Consider the following 16,897-nt stretch of genomic DNA (forward strand, 5'->3'; position numbering starts at 1 on the left):
CAACACGGCCGGTAGCGGAATTTCGCTCGCGCTGGATGCGGACAGGCAACCCGCTGGTCGCCTATGTTGGCCGTGACGAAACTGTGGACGATGCCCGGGGGTGCTGAGGCCCTCCGCAGGCATCATGTGGAGGAGGCGCTGTGAGCAGCGACCCGTGGGGCCGCGTCGACGAGACGGGGACCGTGTACGTGCGTACGGCCGACGGCGAGCAGGTCGTCGGTTCCTGGCAGGCCGGCTCCCCTGAGGAGGCGCTGGCCTACTTCGAGCGCAAGTACGAGGGCCTGGTTGTCGAGATCGGCCTCCTCGAGAAGCGGGTGAAGACGACCGACCTGTCGGCGAAGGACGCCCAGACCGCCATCGGCCACCTGCGCGAGCAGGTGGACGCGCACCACGCGGTGGGCGACCTGGACACGCTGCGCAGTCGGCTGGACAAGCTGGTGGCGACCGTGGAGGCGCGCCGCGAGGAGCGCAAGGCCCAGCGCGCCAAGCAGTCCGACGAGGCCCGCAAGGCCAAGGAGGACCTGGTCGTCGAGGCCGAGCAGCTGGCGCAGTCCGACCAGTGGCGGGCCGCCGGTGAGCGGCTGCGTGCGCTGGTGGACACCTGGAAGGGACTGCCGCGTCTGGACCGCAAGTCCGACGACGAGCTGTGGCACCGCTTCTCGCACGCCCGGTCGGCGTTCTCCAAGCGCCGCAAGGCGCACTTCGCGCAGCTGGACGCGCAGCGCGAGGAAGCCCGCCGGACCAAGGAACGGCTGGTCGCCGAGGCGGAGGCGCTGTCGGGTTCGACGGACTGGGGGCCGACGGCCGCCCGTTACCGCGAGCTGATGGCGGAGTGGAAGGCCGCGGGCCGCGCCCAGCGCGAGCACGAGGACGACCTGTGGAACCGCTTCCGCGGCGCCCAGGACGTGTTCTTCGCCGCCCGCGGCTCGGTGTTCGCCGAACGGGACGCCGAGCAGTCGGAGAACCTGAAGCTGAAGGAGGAGCTGGCCGAGGAGGCCGAGAAGCTCCTGCCGATCGGCGACCTGAAGTCCGCGCGTGCTGCCTTCCGTTCGATCAATGAGCGCTGGGAGGCCATCGGTCACGTCCCGCGGGACGCACGGCCGAAGGTCGAGGGCCGGATGCACGCCGTGGAGCGGGCGATCCAGGAGGCCGAGGAGGCCGAGTGGCGCCGGACGAACCCGGAGGCACGCGCGCGTGCCGAGGGTCTGACCGGTCAGCTGCAGGCCGCCGTGGACAAGCTGAGGGCGCAGATCGAGCAGGCGCGCGCCCAGGGCAACAACTCCAAGGCCGACAAGCTGGAGAAGGAGCTGGAGGGTCGTCAGGCGCTCCTGGACCAGGCTCTGAAGGGTCTGCACGAGTTCGGCGGCTGAATCCCCCCACCCCGCATGGGAAAGGGCCCCGTACGCGCGTACGGGGCCCTTTCCCATGCGCTTACGTCCGTCTACGAGCGGCTGCGTCCCGACGTCACGCGGTACACGTCGTACACGCCCTCCACGCCCCGGACGGCCTTCAGGACGTGGCCGAGGTGCTTGGGGTCGCCCATCTCGAAGGTGAAGCGTGAGGTGGCCACCCGGTCGCGGGAGGTCTGGACGGCCGCCGAGAGGATGTTGACGTGCTGGTCGGACAGGACGCGGGTGACGTCCGAGAGCAGACGGGAGCGGTCCAGGGCCTCGACCTGGATGGCGACCAGGAACACCGAGGACTGGGTGGGCGCCCACTCGACGTCGAGGATGCGCTCCGGCTCCCGCGACAGTGAGTCGACGTTGACGCAGTCGCTGCGGTGAACCGATACGCCACTGCCGCGCGTGACGAAGCCGATGATCGGGTCGCCGGGCACCGGCGTGCAGCAGCGGGCCAGCTTGACCCACACGTCGTCGACGCCCTTGACGACGACGCCCGGGTCGGCGCTGGAGCGCCGCTTGCGGCTGCGGCTGCGCGACGGCGGGACCGACTCGTCGATCTCCTCGGTGGCGGCCTCCTCGCCGCCGAGGGCCTGGACGAGCTTCTGCACGATGTTCTGCGCGGAGACATGGCCCTCGCCGATCGCCGCGTACAGCGCGGAGATGTCCGAGTAGCGCATCTCGTGCGCGAGCGTGACGAGCGAGTCGCCGGTGAGGATCCGCTGGATCGGCAGGTTCTGCTTGCGCATGGCCCGCACGATGGCGTCCTTGCCGTGCTCGATCGCCTCGTCCCGGCGCTCCTTGGAGAACCAGGCGCGGATCTTGTTGCGTGCCCGCGGCGACTTGACGAAGCCGAGCCAGTCCCGCGACGGGCCGGCGCCGGCCGCCTTGGAGGTGAAGACCTCCACGAGGTCGCCGTTGTCCAGGGTGGATTCGAGCGGTACGAGACGGCCGTTGACCCGTGCCCCTATGGTGCGGTGGCCGACCTCGGTGTGCACGGCGTAGGAGAAGTCGACCGGGGTGGCGCCCGCGGGAAGGGCGATGACATCGCCCTTCGGCGTGAAGACGAAGACCTCGTTGCGCGACAGGTCGAAGCGCAGGGACTCCAGGAACTCGCCCGGATCCTCCGTCTCCTTCTGCCAGTCCAGCAGCTGTCGCAGCCACGCCATGTCGTTGAGGTGGTCGTCCTTGCCGGTGCTGCGGGGCGCGTCGGAGCGCACCTTGGAGGCGCCGGCGACGGCCTCCTGCTTGTACTTCCAGTGCGCGGCGATGCCGTACTCGGCGCGGCGGTGCATGTCGAAGGTGCGGATCTGCAGCTCGACGGGCTTGCCGTTGGGGCCGATGACCGTCGTGTGCAGCGACTGGTACATGTTGAACTTGGGCATCGCGATGTAGTCCTTGAACCGGCCGGGGACCGGGTTCCATCGCGCGTGCACCGTGCCGAGGGCGGCATAGCAGTCGCGGACGGTGTCGACGAGGACGCGGATGCCCACCAGGTCGTAGATCTCGGCGAAGTCGCGGCCTCGCACGATCATCTTCTGGTAGACGCTGTAGTAGTGCTTCGGGCGGCCGGTGACGGTCGCCTTGATGCGGGCGGCGCGGAGGTCGGCCTGGACCTCGTCGGTCACTATGGCCAGGTACTCGTCACGCTTCGGCGCCCGCTCGGCCACCAGCCGTACGATCTCGTCGTACATCTTGGGGTAGAGGATCGCGAACGCGAGGTCCTCCAGCTCCCACTTGATGGTGTTCATGCCGAGGCGGTGGGCGAGCGGAGCGTAGATCTCCAGCGTCTCGCGCGCCTTCTTCTCCTGCTTCTCGCGCTTGAGATAGCGCATGGTGCGCATGTTGTGCAGGCGGTCGGCGAGCTTGATGACCAGGACGCGCGGGTCCTTGGCCATGGCGACGACCATCTTGCGCACGGTCTCGGCCTGCGCGGCCTCGCCGAACTTGACCTTGTCCAGCTTGGTGACGCCGTCGACGAGGAGGGCGACGGTGTCACCGAAGTCGCGGCGCAGCTGGTCGAGGCCGTACTCGGTGTCCTCGACGGTGTCGTGCAGCAGGCCGGCCATCAGCGTGGCCGGGTCCATGCCCAGCTCGGCGAGGATGGTGGTGACGGCGAGGGGATGCGTGATGTACGGGTCGCCGCTCTTGCGCTTCTGACCGCGGTGCCAGCGCTCGGCGACCTGGTAGGCGCGTTCGATCTGGCGCAGCGTCCCGCTCTCGATCTTCGGGTCGTTGCTGCGCACTATCCGCAGCAGCGGCTCCAGGACCGGGTTGTACGGGTTCGCGCGCTGGACACCGAGGCGGGCGAGGCGGGCCCGGACGCGGTTGGAGGACCCGGACCGGGTGGGCTGCGCGGCAGGCTGGCGCACCACGGGGGGCTGCGCCGGACGCTCGGGCGATGGGGGTCCCCCCTGAGCGGAGTCGAGCGTCGGGGAGGGCTTGGGGCGCGTGGACTCGGCGCTCTTCTCGACGGGCGCCGACTGGGCGTGCTCGACCGCCCCACGGGAGTCGTTCTTCACCTGGGAAGCGCTCGGCGCGGGCTTCGACGCGGCGGCCGAGGCGGGCTCGGGCTTGGCGGCGGTCAGTGGCTGGGCCTCGTCTGGCAAGAGGACTCCTCGTGCGCGATCCGGGTCCCCCGGTCAGGCTCCGGAAACCCCATGGTAGCGATCCTGCGCCCGGTCATCGCCTTCAGGCGGCTGTGAGGACCTTCTACCCCTGCAACGCGTGAGGCCCTCGCGGGATTCCGGAAGGTGTCCTCGGGGAGTTTTGCGGGTGGGCGGCAGGTGTCCGTACGGCGACGGCCGCCCCGGATGCTGCCGGGGCGGCCGTCGCCGTTCGGATCGGTCAGACCTGGAGGAGGGCCTCCAGCGGAGCCCCGCCCAGGGCCGGCTCCAGGCGGGCCCTGCCGCTCAGGAAGCCCAGCTCCATCAGGACCGCGACGCCGCACACCTCGGCGCCCGCGCGCTGGATGAGCTGGATCGCGGCCTCGGCGGTGCCGCCGGTGGCCAGGACGTCGTCCACGATCAGGACGCGGTCGCCCGCGGCCAGGTCCTCGGCGTGCACCTCGATCGCCGCCGAGCCGTACTCCAGGTCGTACGCCTGGCGCAGGGTGGCTCCGGGCAGCTTGCCCGCCTTGCGCACCGGGATGAAGCCCAGGCCCGCGCGGACGGCGACCGGGGCGCCGAGGATGAAGCCCCGGGCCTCCAGGCCGACGACCTTGGTCGCGCCGGTGCTGGCCGCGGTCCCGGCGAGCGCGTCGGTGAGCGCGGTGAAGGCCGCCGGGTCGGCCAGGAGCGGGGTGATGTCCTTGAACATCACGCCCGGCTCCGGGTAGTCGGCGACGTCGCGGATGCGGCTGAGCAGCAGCGCCGGGATGTCTGTGAGCTCGGTCATCGGCGCTTCCCGGAGGGTCGGCCGCGGCCCCGGCCGCGGGACGCGGGCTGGTTGCGCGGGCCCACGACGGCGGGGGCGGCGCCGTCGTCGGCGGGGTCGGCGTCGTCACCGGCGGTGCGGGCCTCGGCCGGCTCCTCGCCGACGGTGGCCTGGGCACGCTTGGCCAGGACCCGCTTCCTGAGCGCCTTCATCGCCGGCTCGCGCTCCTTGAGGTCGGCGACGAGCGGGGTGGCGATGAAGATCGACGAGTAGGCACCGGCCGCGAGGCCCACGAACAGCGACAGCGAGATGTCGTTGAGCGTGCCCGCGCCGAGGAAGCCGCCGCCGATGAACAGCAGACCGGCGACCGGCAGCAGGGCGACGACCGTGGTGTTGATGGAGCGGACCAGAGTGCCGTTGATCGACCGGTTGGCGATGTCGCTGTAGGTGAACCGGGTCTGCTTGGTGATGTCCTTCGTCTGCTCCTTGAGGCTGTCGAAGACGACGACCGTGTCGTAGAGCGAGTAACCGAGGATGGTCAGCAGACCGATGACCGTGCCGGGCGTGACCTCGAAGCCGACCAGGGCGTAGATACCGGTCGTGATGGTGATGTCGTGGATCAGCGCGACCAGCGCCGCGATGGCCATGCGCCACTCGAAGGCGATCGCCAGGTAGATCACCACGAGCACCATGAAGATCGCCAGGCCCTCCCATGCCTTGTTGGCGATCTGCTCGCCCCAGCTCGGGCCGACCAGGTCGGCGGCGAGCTTGTCGGGGTCGAGGTTCAGGTCCTTGGCCAGCTCCTGCTTGATCCGGTCGGACTGGTCGGTGTCGATGCCGGCGATCTGGATGCGCAGGCTGCCGTTGCCCAGCTTCTGCACGACCGCTTGCTGGCCGGAGGCGTTGTCGGCGTACTCCTCCGCCTTGGCCACCGACGTGCTCATCTTCGTGGGCGTCGTGAAGACCGCGCCGCCCTGGAACTCGATGCCCATGTTCAGGCCGCGCACCGCCAGGCCGACGATGGCCGTGATGGTGATCAGTATCGAGATGCCGTACCAGATCTTGCGCTTGCCGATGAAGTCGTAGGAGATCTCGCCGCGGTGCAGTCGAGAGCCGAGGTTGCCGAGTTTCGACATCGCTCACGCCTCCTTCGGGTCGACGGGGCCGGCGGCGGGTCCGGCGGGACGGCGGGTGCGGCGCAGCGGCGGCTTGGCGCCCAGGCCCTTCGGGTCGAGTCCGGACCACTTGTGGCCGCCGGCGAAGAACTGGCGGCGGGCCAGCAGCGTCATCAGCGGCTTGGTGAAGAGGAAGACGACGACCACGTCGAGGACGGTGGTCAGGCCCAGCGTGAACGCGAAGCCCTGCACCTTGCCGACGGTGACGATGAACAGCACGGCGGCGGCGAGGAACGACACGAAGTCGGAGACCAGGATGGTGCGCCGGGCACGCGGCCAGGCCCGCTCGACGGCGGGGCGCAGCGTACGGCCCTCGCGGATCTCGTCCCGGATGCGTTCGAAGTACACGATGAACGAGTCCGCGGTGATGCCGATGGCGACGATGGCACCGCAGACGGCCGGCAGGTTCAGCGCGAAGCCGATGGCCGGGCCGAGCAGGGCCATGATCACGTAGGTGAGCATCGCGGAGACCAGGAGGGAGGCCATGGCCACCAGCGACAGGCCGCGGTAGAAGACCACCAGGTAGATCATGACCAGCGCCAGGCCGATCGCGCCGGCGAGCAGACCGGCGTGCAGCTGCTCACCGCCGAGCGCGGCGGTGACGGTGGTGACGGACTGCTCCTGGAAGGAGAGCGGCAGAGCGCCGTACGACAGCATGTTGGCGAGGTTCTGCGCCTCCTCCTGCTTGAAGCTGCCGGAGATCTCCGCCTGGCCGCCGGTGATGGCCTGCCGGACGAACGGGGTGGAGACGACCTCACCGTCGAGGACGATGCCGAACTCGTTCTGCGGCTGCGTCTTCTGGGCCAGCTCACCGGTGATGTCGGCGAACTTGTCCGCCCCGCTCTTGGTGAAGGTCATCTGTACCTGCCAGCCGGAGGCGCCCTGGGTGTCGAAGACCGCCTGGGCCTTCTTCACCTCGGTGCCGTCCACGGCGGCCGGGCCGAGCACGTACTTGAACCAGGCCCCGTCGATCTCGCCGCAGGCCACGGTGGTGTCACCGGGCTTGGCCTTCTTGCCCGCGTTGGCGCGGTCGGCGGGCTTGGTGCAGTCCAGCGCCGCGTACTGGGCCTGGAGCTTGGAGGCCGTCTTCGAGGCGCTGCCGGAGGCCGAGGGGGTGGCCGACGGCTTGGAGCTGCCCGAGGCGGAACCGCTCGGCGAGGGGGTCGAGCCGGCCTTGAGCGCGTCGGTGACGGCGCGGCCCTGGGAGGTCGTCGCCGTGGCCGTCGGGGACGAGGAGCCGGGCGAGGACGCCTTCTCCTTCGAGGAGGCGCTCGACGACGGGCTCGTGCCGGGCTTCGGCGAGGAGCTGCCGCCGGAGGACGCGCTCGGCGAGGGGCTCTGCGCGGCGGCGCCGCTGGGCTCGCCGGCCAGGACCGGCCGGAAGTACAGCTTGGCGGTGGTGCCGACCTGCTCCTGGGCCTCCTTGGAGTTGGTGCCCTTGGGGATGTTGACGATGATGTTGTCGGTCCCCTGGGTCTGCACCTCCGCCTCGGAGACGCCCAGGCCGTTGACACGGCGGTTCATGATGTCGACCGCGGTGTCCATGTTGGCCTTGTTGATCGCGGACCCCTGGTCGGCCTTCGCCTTGAGCGTGATGCTCGTACCACCGGCGAGGTCGATGCCGAGACGCGGAGTCTTGTGCCCGGAGGCGAACATCCCTCCGGTCAGCGCCACGATGGCGATCAGGATGAGGGCCAGCGAGCGCCCTGGCTTGCTCTGGGCGCTCGCACTTCGGCCCCTCTTAGGTGCTGCCACCTTCTCGTACTCCCTCTCGGGCCGCCCCGCGCCCGGTCGGCGCGGTCGGCCATGACATGGTGTCGGGTCCCCGTACGGGGAACAGACGCGCCCGGGCTACGCGGGGCGCCATCATGCCGCCGCCGCGTGTCCCGGGGCGTGACTACTTCGCGTCGGAGTCGCCGTCGGTCTTCTTGGACTCGTCCTCCGCCTTGGCCTCGGCCGCGTCGGCCTTGTCCTCGGCGGCCTGGATCGCGTCCGCGCCGCGTTCGGCGGAGTCCTTCTTACCCAGGTCGATCTTGTCATCGGAGGCGGCGGCAGCGGCGGCGGATCCGTCGGACTCATCGGAATCGGTGAGGGAGGAGGCGTCGTCCGGAACGAGGCCGGCGTCGGACTTCAGGTCGTGCTCGATGCCGTGGACGATGCGGTTGTACTCGTCGTCGCTGAGGACGGCGCCGATGGCGTTCTTGGCGAAGAGGAGGTCGACGCCCGGACCGGCGTCGAGGAGGACCGTCTCCTCGTTGACCTCCTTGACCGTCGCGTAGATCCCCCCGATGGTGCGGACACCGGAGCCGGGCTGCATCTCGTTCCGCATCTGAGCGGCCTGCTGCTGCTTCTTCTTGGCCGAGCGCGTCATCAGGAACATGGCCGCGATGAGCACAATGAACGGGAGAAGGGTATAGGCATTCACGGGACGGAATTTCCTTCGCGCGACCGCGCGTGTGAGCGGCCTGTTGGATGGGGGTGTGGGTCGGCGCCGCCCACGAGGGCGGCATCGGCGGAGTCTAAGCGAGTCCGCTTGCATGGAACAACGCTCAGCATGGCACCTGGGTTCCTGCCGGGCCATCGCCCTCGCCGCGCGGCGGTCGTCACGCCCCGAACAGGTCCTGTTGTCCGTTTCCCCCGGCCGCCGAGCCCGGCGGGGTCAGCCCCAGATGCGCCCATGCCGCGGGCGTGGCGACCCGGCCGCGCGGGGTCCGGGCGAGCAGGCCCTCCCGGACCAGGAACGGTTCGGCGACCTCTTCCACGGTCTCCCGCTCCTCCCCCACCGCGACGGCGAGGGTGGACAGCCCGACCGGTCCGCCGCCGAACAGCTTCAGCAGGGCCTGGAGGACCGCGCGGTCCAGCCGGTCGAGACCGCGCGCGTCGACCTCGTACACGGCGAGGGCGGCGGCGGCGATCTCGCGGGTGATCAGCCCGTCGGCCTTGACCTGCGCGTAGTCGCGGACGCGGCGCAGCAGGCGGTTGGCGATACGGGGCGTGCCCCGGGAGCGGCCGGCGATCTCGGCGGCGCCCTGCGGATCGATCCCGACGTCGAGCAGGCTCGCCGAGCGGTGGACGACGCGCTCCAGCTCGTGCGGTTCGTAGAACTCCATGTGCCCGGTGAAGCCGAAGCGGTCGCGCAGCGGCGGCGGCAGCAGGCCCGCGCGCGTGGTGGCACCGACCAGGGTGAACGGCGGCAGCTCCAGCGGGATCGCGGTGGCGCCGGGGCCCTTGCCGACGATGACGTCGACGCGGAAGTCCTCCATCGCCATGTACAGCATCTCCTCGGCGGGCCGGGACATCCGGTGGATCTCGTCGAGGAAGAGCACCTCGCCCTCCTGGAGGGAGGAGAGGATCGCGGCGAGGTCGCCGGCATGCTGGATGGCGGGGCCCGAGGTGATGCGGATGGGGGCGCCCATCTCGGCCGCGATGATCATCGACAGGGTGGTCTTGCCGAGACCGGGCGCGCCGGAGAGCAGTACGTGGTCGGCGGTGGCGCCGCGCGCGCGTGCGGCGCGCAGGACGAGGTCGAGCTGTTCGCGGACCTTCTGCTGGCCGATGAACTCGCCGAGGTCCTTGGGGCGCAGGGCGGCCTCGACGGCCTGATCCTCCCGGTCGGCGACAGAGCCCACCAGCCGCTCCGCGGCGGGGCCCGGCCCCTCGGCGGCGGCGCTGTCGGTGGTGTCGTCCCAGTTCATGTGTGTGCCTTACGACGGGGTGGGTCAGCGGGCTCGGTTCAGGGTCTGCAGGGCGGCCTTCAGCAGCCGGCCCACCTGGGGCGTGCCGCCTTCCGCCTCGGCCTGGGGCGCCACCGCGGCGACCGCCTCGTCGGCCTCGCGGGTGGCGTAGCCGAGGCCGATCAGGGCCGCGTGCAGCTGGTCGCGCCAGCCCTGGCTGACGGGTGCGCCGACGGCCGGGGCGCCGAGGGGTTCGCCGAGCCGGTCCTTCAGTTCCAGCAGCAGCTTCTGGGCGCCCTTCTTGCCGATGCCGGGCACGGCCGTGAGGGCCTTCTCGTCGCCGGTGGCGACCGCGCGGCGCAGGGCGTCCGGGGTGTGCACCGCCAGCATGGCCTGGGCGAGGCGCGGGCCGACGCCGCTCGCGGTCTGCAGCAGCTCGAAGACCTGGCGCTCGTCGTCGTCGGCGAAGCCGTACAGGGTGAGCGAGTCCTCCCGGACGACGAGGGAGGTGTGCAGTTTGGCGGGCCGGCCCATCCGCAGCGCGGACAGCGTGTTCGGGGTGCACTGGACGGCCATGCCGACGCCGCCCACCTCGACGACCGCGGCGTCGGGAGCGAGTGCGGCGACCGTGCCGCTGACGAAGGCGATCATGCCGTACGGCCTTTCGTTGCGTGGACCGCGTGCCGGGCGGCGGCCTGCTGGAGTCGGTTCTGGGCGGGGGCGCGCCAGATGTGGCAGATGGCGAGCGCGAGGGCGTCGGCGGCGTCGGCCGGCTTGGGCGGCGCGGCGAGCCGCAGCAGACGGGTGACCATGGCGCCCACCTGGGCCTTGTCGGCGCGCCCGCTGCCGGTGACGGCGGCCTTGACCTCGCTGGGGGTGTGCAGGGCGACGGGAATGCCGCGCCGGGCGGCGCACAGCATCGCCACGGCGCTGGCCTGGGCGGTGCCCATCACCGTGCGCACGTTGTGCTGGCTGAAGACGCGCTCGACGGCGACGTACTCGGGCCGGTGTTCGTCCAGCCACTGCTCGATGCCCTGTTCGACGGCGAGGAGGCGGTGGCTGAGTTCCGCGTCGGCCTGGGTCCGGACGACCCCGACGCCGATCATGGTGAGCGGGCGGCCCGCGACCCCTTCGACGACGCCGACACCACACCGTGTCAGCCCGGGGTCCACCCCGAGTACACGCACGCGCGCCCCCTCCCTTTCGACGGCTCGATCGCCAGTTCGTGCAGGCTATCGGCTGCCACTGACAACGCCGTACAACGCGACGGGCCGACGGGGGTGTCCCGTCGGCCCGGTCGGCCAGCCGTTCGCGTTACGCGTCGACCTTCTCCATGACCTCGTCGCTCACGTCGAAGTTGGCGAAGACGTTCTGCACGTCGTCGCTGTCCTCCAGCGCGTCGATGAGCTTGAAGATCTTCTTGGCGCCCTCCTCGTCCAGCTCGACCTGCATGGTCGGGACGAAGTTGGCCTCGGCGGAGTCGTAGTCGATGCCGGCGTCCTGCAGGGCGGTGCGGACGGCGACCAGGTCGGTGGCCTCGCTGAGCACCTCGAAGGACTCGCCGAGGTCGTTGACCTCCTCGGCACCGGCGTCGAGGACGGCACCAAGGACGTCGTCCTCGGTCAGCTCGCCCTTGGGGACGATGACGACGCCCTTGCGGTTGAACAGGTACGACACGGAGCCGGGGTCGGCCATGGAGCCGCCGTTGCGGGTCATGGCCACACGGACGTCGGAGGCGGCGCGGTTGCGGTTGTCGGTGAGGCACTCGATGAGCACCGCGACACCGTTCGGGCCGTAGCCCTCGTACATGATCGTCTCGTAGTCGGCGCCACCGGCCTCGAGACCACCGCCACGCTTGATCGCGGAGTCGATGTTCTTGTTCGGGACCGACTGCTTCTTGGCCTTCTGGACGGCGTCGTACAGCGTCGGGTTGCCCTCGAGATCCACGCCGCCCATGCGCGCCGCGACCTCGATGTTCTTGATCAGCTTCGCGAAGAGCTTGCCGCGCTTGGCGTCGATCACGGCCTTCTTGTGCTTCGTCGTGGCCCATTTAGAGTGGCCGGACATCTGCCTGTCTCCTTCGCGTAACCCATCTCTATACGAACGCCAGAGATCCTACTAGGACTCCGCGGTCCGGTTCGCGTGCACCATGTCGACGAACAGGGAGTGCACGCGGTGGTCGCCGGTCAGTTCCGGATGGAACGAGGTGGCGAGCGCGTTGCCCTGGCGGACGGCGACGATGTGGCCCTCGTGCTCGGCGAGCACCTCGGCGGCGGCACCGACGGACTCCACCCAGGGGGCGCGGATGAAGACGCCCTCCACAGGATCGCCCGCGACGCCCCTCACGTCGACCGCGGCCTCGAAGGACTCGTTCTGCCGTCCGAAGGCGTTGCGGCGCACGATCATGTCGATGCCGCCGATGGTCTCCTGGCCCGAGCGGGGGTCGAGGATCTTGTCGGCCAGCATGATCATGCCGGCGCAGGTGCCGTAGACGGGCATGCCGTCCCGCACGCGCGCGCGGAGGGGCTCCATCACGCCGAAGAGCACGGCCAGCTTGGAGATGGTGGTGGACTCGCCGCCGGGCAGGACGAGTCCGTCGACCTCGGCGAGTTCCTCGGGGCGCCGCACCGGCCTGGCCACGGCGTCCGCCGCGGCCAGGGCGATGAGGTGCTCCCGTACGTCGCCCTGGAGGGCCAGGACGCCTATGACGGGTGCGTCAGTCATGTGTCTCGTGCAGTCCTCGGAAGTGGCTTACCAGCCGCGGTTGGCGTAGCGCTCGGTCTCGGGGAGGGTGTCGCAGTTGATGCCGACCATGGCCTCGCCGAGGTTGCGGGACGCGTCCGCGATGATCTTCGGGTCGTCGTAGAAGGTGGTGGCCTTCACGATGGCGGCGGCGCGCTTGGCCGGGTCGCCGGACTTGAAGATGCCGGAGCCGACGAAGACGCCCTCGGCGCCGAGCTGGCGCATCAGGGCCGCGTCGGCCGGGGTGGCGACGCCGCCGGCGGAGAAGAGGACCACCGGGAGCTTGCCCAGCTCGGCGACCTCCTTGACCAGCTCGTAGGGGGCGCGCAGGTCCTTGGCGGCGGCGTACAGCTCGTTGTTGTCGAAGCCGCGCAGCTTGGCGATCTCGTTCTTGATCTGGCGCAGGTGACGGACCGCCTCGACGACGTTGCCGGTGCCAGCCTCGCCCTTGGAGCGGATCATCGCGGCGCCCTCGGCGATGCGGCGCAGGGCCTCGCCCAGGTTGGTCGCACCGCACACGAACGGGGTGGTGAAGGCCCACTTGTCGGAGTGGTTGACCTCGTCAGCCGGGGTGAGCACCTCGGACTCGTCGATGTAGTCGACGCCGAGGGACTGCAGCACCTGGGCCTCGACGAAGTGGCCGATGCGGGACTTGGCCATGACTGGGATCGAGACGGCGTCGATGATGCCCTCGATCATGTCCGGGTCGGACATGCGGGCCACGCCGCCGTCCTTGCGGATGTCGGCCGGGACCCGCTCCAGCGCCATGACGGCGACGGCGCCCGCGTCCTCGGCGATCTTCGCCTGCTCCGGGGTGACGACGTCCATGATCACGCCGCCCTTGAGCTGCTCGGCCATGCCGCGCTTCACGCGGGCGGTGCCGATCTCGGGAGCCTGGTTGTCGGTGGTGGACACGGATGACCTCGCTGAAGTGAAAGAGGGCTGCTGCACCGACGAGGAAACGCGAATGGACCAGGCCACAGCAAGGGCCAATGGCAAGCCGGTGGATCCTTTTCGTCCACCTGCGGTTCAGGACACCCGCTCGACCAGGGCCGCGGGCGGCTCGTCGTCCATCTCGAAGGCCAGCGGGAAGGGGGCGTGGCCGGCCAGCCGGAACCAGCGGACCTTGCGGTGCTCACGCAGCCTGCGGGCGGCCCCCACGGCGTCGTTGTGGAAGCGGCGGGCCATCGGCACCCGGCGGACGGCCTCGGCCAGCTCGCGGGCCGCCTCCTCGCCGCCCGGCGCCTCGCGTACGGCCTCCACCTGCGCCGCTTCCCCGAAGACCGCCCGCAGCGCCTGGCTCAGCTCGCTCTCGGCGACCTCCCGCTGCTCCTCCTCGGCCTGCCGGGCCGCGTGCGCGGCCTCGTACAGCACGATCGAGGCGGCCGGGTCCAGCACGCCCGAGGTCGCCAGCTCCTGCGCCACGGAGGCCCGCCGCAGCAGCTGGGCGTCGAGCGCGGCCCGGGCGGCGTCCATCCGCGCGTGCAGCCGGTCCAGCCGCCCGGCGGTCCAGCTGAGATACCCGCCGACGGCGAGGAGCGCGACAAGGATCCAGATGAGGGTTGCGGTCACGGCCGAAGGCTATCGGCCCGCGCTCAGCGCCTGTGCCGTCAGTCCCGGGCCAGCCCGAAGCGGACCCGCGGGCCCGAAGCCCGTTCGGCCTGTGCCGTCAGTCCCGGGCCAGCCCGAAGCGGACCCGCGGGCCCGTCGCCCGTTCGGCCTGTGCCGTCAGTCCCGGGCCAGCCCGAAGCGGGCCCGCAGGCCCGTCGTCCGTTCGTCCGCGCCGACCGCCGCCGCGCCGGCCGTCACCGTCTCGTAGACGGACAGGATGTCCGCGCCGACCGTCGACCAGTCGAACCGCCGCACATGGGCGCTGCCGCGCTCGCGCAGCTCGGTGCGGCGCGCCGGGTCCTCCAGCAGCCGCAGGGCCGCCTCGGCCAGCGCGTCGGCGTCCTCGTTGGCGAAGACCTCCCCGGCCTCGCCCTGGTCGAGGACCTGGACGAACGCGTCCAGATCGGAGGCGAGCACGGGCGCCCCCGCCGACATCGCCTCGACCAGGATGATGCCGAAGCTCTCACCGCCGGTGTTGGGCGCGACGTACAGGTCGACGCTGCGCAGGAAGCGGGCCTTGTCCTCGTCGCTGATCATGCCGAGGAACTCCACGCGGGAGCGCAGCTCGCCGGGCAGGTCGGCGACGGCGGCCTCCTCGTCGCCGCGGCCCGCGACCAGCAGCCGCGCCCGCGGCCGGGCGGCCAGGATCTTCGGCAGGGCCTTCATCAGCACCGGAAGGCCCTTGCGGGGCTCGTCGATCCGGCCGATGAAGCCGATGGTGTCGCCCTGCCACTCCGCCTTGGGCTCGGCATCGGCGAAGAAACCCACGTCGACGCCGTTGGGGATGACGACCGCGTCCCCGCCGAGATGCTCGACCAGGGTGCGGCGGGCGTACTCGCTGACCGCGATCCGCGCGCTGATCTTCTCCAGCGCGGCCTGGAGGATCGCGTACGCGGCGATCATCGCCCGCGAGCGCGGGTTGGAGGTGTGGAAGGTGGCGACGATGGGCCCCTGCGCCGCCCAGCAGGTCAGCAGGCCCAGCGAGGGCGAGGTCGGCTCGTGGATGTGCACCACGTCGAAGGCGCCCTCGTGCAGCCAGCGCCGCACCCGCGCGGCCGACAGGAACCCGAAGTTCAGCCGGGCCACCGAGCCGTTGTACGGCACCGGGACCGCGCGGCCGGCCGAGACGACGTACGGCGGCAGAGGGGTGTCGTCGTCGGCCGGGGCGAGGACGGAGACCTCGTGGCCGAGGCGGAGGAAGTACTCGGCGAGGTCACGGATGTGGAACTGGACGCCACCGGGCACGTCCCAGGAGTACGGGCAGACGATCCCGATTCTCACGAGGGTCCCTTCATGGGGTCCAGGTCGGCGAGCCACAGCCGCTGGAGCATGTGCCAGTCCTCCGGATGGTCGGCGATCCCGGTGGCGAAGGCGTCGGCCAGCGCCTGTGTCATCACAGACGTCTTCTCGGCCCGGGCACCTGACCCGGGGACCTCGACCGGAGCATGGACCCGGCCCTTCATGACGGGCGAGTCGTCGTACCAGAGAGTGACGGGCAGCAGCAGCGCGCCCGTCTGCTGGGCCAGCAGAGCCGGCCCGGCCGGCATGCGGGCCGTCTCGCCGAAGAAGTCGACCTCGACACCGGAGGCGGACAGGTCGCGGTCGGCGACCAGGCACACCAGGCCGCCGGCGCGCAGCCGACGGGCCAGGGCACCGAAGGCGGTGCCGCCGCTGTGCGGCAGGACCTCCATGCCGAGGCCCTCGCGGTAGGCGACGAAACGGTCGTACAGCGTCTCCGGCTTCAGGCGCTCGGCGACCGTCGTGAACGGCGTCTCCAGCTTGGTGGTGACCCAGGCACCGGCCAGGTCCCAGTTGGCCAGATGCGGCAGGGCGAGGACAACGCCCCGGCCGGAGGCCAGCCCGTCGGTCAGGTAGTGGATGTCCATGGGGTCGAAGCCCGTCTTCACGCGCTCCGCGCTCCAGGCCGGCAGCCGGAAGGACTCCATCCAGTAGCGCAGGTACGAGCGCATGCCCGCGCGGGACAGCTCGGCGAGCCGCTCCGCTGTGGCGTCGGGCACCACGCGCGCGTAGTTGGCCTCCAGGCGCCGCACGCCCTTGCCGCGCTGCTTCCAGGCGAGGTCGGCGATGGTCCGGCCGAGGCGCACGGCGACCGGCTCGGGGAGCTTCCTGACCGTGCTCCAGCCGAGGCCGTACAGGCCGTCGGTCAGCCGTTCCGCCGCGCTCACTGCGCCGCCTCGCTCCCCTGAGCGGCGCCGGCCGCCGCCTCGGCCTCCGCGGACTCGCGGCGCACGGTGACGACCCGCTGGACCAGCGTGACGAGGCTGCCCGCGGCGACGATCCACAGCGCGACCGGCAGCAGCCACTGGATGCCCGGCACACCGAACTTGTGCAGGCCGGCGAAACCGGCCGCGACCAGCGAGATCACCAGCCGCTCGGCCCGCTCGACCAGCCCGTTGACGGCGACCGGCAGGCCGATCGACTCGCCGCGCGCCTTGGTGTACGACACCACCTGGCCGCTGGCCAGACAGAAGATCGACACCGCGCACAGCACGTTGTCGTTCCCCTGGCCCGCGTACCAGAGCGCGAAGCCGCCGAAGATCGCGCCGTCGGCGACCCGGTCCAGGGTGGAGTCCAGGAAGGCGCCCCAGCGGCTGGAGCGGCCCAGCTGACGGGCCATGTTGCCGTCGACCAGGTCGGAGAAGACGAACAGGGTGATCACGACCGTGCCCCAGAAGAACTCGCCCCGGGGGTAGAAGACCAGCGCTCCCGCCACCACACCGGCCGTGCCGATGAGCGTGACCGTGTCCGGGCTCACGCCCCGGCGGATGAGAAACGCGGCGAACGGTGTGAGGACACGCGTGAAGAATGCACGCGCGTACTTGTTCAGCATGGCCTTCCCGACGGTCGGTGACGCCGCGGCCCTGCTGGCCGCCGGCTGGCCCATCGTAGCCACGCGCGC

Annotated in this window: 16 protein-coding genes; 1 reads left to right on the forward strand and 15 read right to left on the reverse strand. The window is 71.0% G+C overall.

Annotated features, from left to right (window positions below; translation table 11 throughout):
• The first annotated feature begins 140 nt into the window (after window positions 1-140).
• Window positions 141-1,370 carry a DUF349 domain-containing protein gene (locus tag ACIGYR_RS22335; protein WP_391844679.1) on the forward strand — a complete coding sequence of 410 codons (1,230 nt, stop codon included), beginning with the start codon at window positions 141-143 and terminating at the stop codon, window positions 1,368-1,370.
• Between the two features lie 71 nt (window positions 1,371-1,441).
• Here ACIGYR_RS22335 and ACIGYR_RS22340 read toward each other — a convergent pair whose 3' ends face one another.
• The 15 genes from ACIGYR_RS22340 to pgsA all read right to left on the reverse strand — a co-directional run bounded on the left by ACIGYR_RS22340 (window position 1,442) and on the right by pgsA (window position 16,882).
• Window positions 1,442-4,009, reverse strand: coding sequence for a RelA/SpoT family protein (locus ACIGYR_RS22340; protein ID WP_399600794.1), 2,568 nt, complete (start codon window positions 4,007-4,009; stop codon window positions 1,442-1,444).
• A gap of 238 nt (window positions 4,010-4,247) precedes the next feature.
• Complete coding sequence (locus ACIGYR_RS22345) at window positions 4,248-4,796, reverse strand: adenine phosphoribosyltransferase (protein ID WP_399600796.1); 549 nt, start codon at window positions 4,794-4,796, stop codon at window positions 4,248-4,250.
• The gene (gene secF, locus ACIGYR_RS22350; protein WP_399600799.1) at window positions 4,793-5,911 is read right to left on the reverse strand and encodes a protein translocase subunit SecF; all 1,119 of its coding nucleotides are present in this window, start codon (window positions 5,909-5,911) and stop codon (window positions 4,793-4,795) included. The genes ACIGYR_RS22345 and secF overlap by 4 nt, the downstream gene beginning before the upstream one ends.
• Window positions 5,912-5,914: 3 nt before the next feature.
• The gene (gene secD, locus ACIGYR_RS22355; protein ID WP_399600801.1) at window positions 5,915-7,705 is read right to left on the reverse strand and encodes a protein translocase subunit SecD; all 1,791 of its coding nucleotides are present in this window, start codon (window positions 7,703-7,705) and stop codon (window positions 5,915-5,917) included.
• A gap of 142 nt (window positions 7,706-7,847) precedes the next feature.
• Window positions 7,848-8,375 (reverse strand): preprotein translocase subunit YajC, encoded by a 528-nt coding sequence (gene yajC, locus ACIGYR_RS22360; protein ID WP_399600803.1) that lies wholly within the window; start codon window positions 8,373-8,375, stop codon window positions 7,848-7,850.
• 178 nt (window positions 8,376-8,553) lie between these two features.
• Window positions 8,554-9,645, reverse strand: coding sequence for a Holliday junction branch migration DNA helicase RuvB (gene ruvB, locus ACIGYR_RS22365; RefSeq protein WP_399600806.1), 1,092 nt, complete (start codon window positions 9,643-9,645; stop codon window positions 8,554-8,556).
• A 24-nt stretch (window positions 9,646-9,669) separates the two neighbouring features.
• A complete protein-coding gene (ruvA, locus tag ACIGYR_RS22370; protein WP_391844665.1) occupies window positions 9,670-10,275 on the reverse strand; it encodes a Holliday junction branch migration protein RuvA in 606 nt (201 codons plus the stop codon).
• Complete coding sequence (gene ruvC / locus ACIGYR_RS22375; RefSeq protein WP_399600809.1) at window positions 10,272-10,811, reverse strand: crossover junction endodeoxyribonuclease RuvC; 540 nt, start codon at window positions 10,809-10,811, stop codon at window positions 10,272-10,274. Before ruvC ends, ruvA begins: the two co-directional genes overlap by 4 nt.
• Before the next feature lie 127 nt (window positions 10,812-10,938).
• A complete protein-coding gene (locus ACIGYR_RS22380; protein ID WP_365708550.1) occupies window positions 10,939-11,691 on the reverse strand; it encodes a YebC/PmpR family DNA-binding transcriptional regulator in 753 nt (250 codons plus the stop codon).
• 51 nt (window positions 11,692-11,742) lie between these two features.
• On the reverse strand, window positions 11,743-12,348 hold the full coding sequence (gene pdxT, locus ACIGYR_RS22385) for a pyridoxal 5'-phosphate synthase glutaminase subunit PdxT (protein ID WP_391844661.1): 606 nt from the start codon (window positions 12,346-12,348) through the stop codon (window positions 11,743-11,745).
• A 27-nt stretch (window positions 12,349-12,375) separates the two neighbouring features.
• Window positions 12,376-13,281 (reverse strand): pyridoxal 5'-phosphate synthase lyase subunit PdxS, encoded by a 906-nt coding sequence (gene pdxS / locus ACIGYR_RS22390; protein WP_399600813.1) that lies wholly within the window; start codon window positions 13,279-13,281, stop codon window positions 12,376-12,378.
• Between the two features lie 114 nt (window positions 13,282-13,395).
• Complete coding sequence (locus ACIGYR_RS22395) at window positions 13,396-13,938, reverse strand: hypothetical protein (RefSeq protein WP_391844657.1); 543 nt, start codon at window positions 13,936-13,938, stop codon at window positions 13,396-13,398.
• A gap of 156 nt (window positions 13,939-14,094) precedes the next feature.
• Window positions 14,095-15,258 carry a glycosyltransferase family 4 protein gene (locus tag ACIGYR_RS22400; RefSeq protein ID WP_399600815.1) on the reverse strand — a complete coding sequence of 388 codons (1,164 nt, stop codon included), beginning with the start codon at window positions 15,256-15,258 and terminating at the stop codon, window positions 14,095-14,097.
• The gene (locus ACIGYR_RS22405; RefSeq protein WP_399600817.1) at window positions 15,255-16,163 is read right to left on the reverse strand and encodes a phosphatidylinositol mannoside acyltransferase; all 909 of its coding nucleotides are present in this window, start codon (window positions 16,161-16,163) and stop codon (window positions 15,255-15,257) included. Before ACIGYR_RS22405 ends, ACIGYR_RS22400 begins: the two co-directional genes overlap by 4 nt.
• Complete coding sequence (gene pgsA / locus ACIGYR_RS22410; protein ID WP_399601349.1) at window positions 16,160-16,882, reverse strand: phosphatidylinositol phosphate synthase; 723 nt, start codon at window positions 16,880-16,882, stop codon at window positions 16,160-16,162. Before pgsA ends, ACIGYR_RS22405 begins: the two co-directional genes overlap by 4 nt.
• Window positions 16,883-16,897: the final 15 nt, after the last annotated feature.

This window comes from Streptomyces sp. NPDC053076, from assembly GCF_044546845.1.
Taxonomy (GTDB): Bacteria; Actinomycetota; Actinomycetes; order Streptomycetales; family Streptomycetaceae; genus Streptomyces.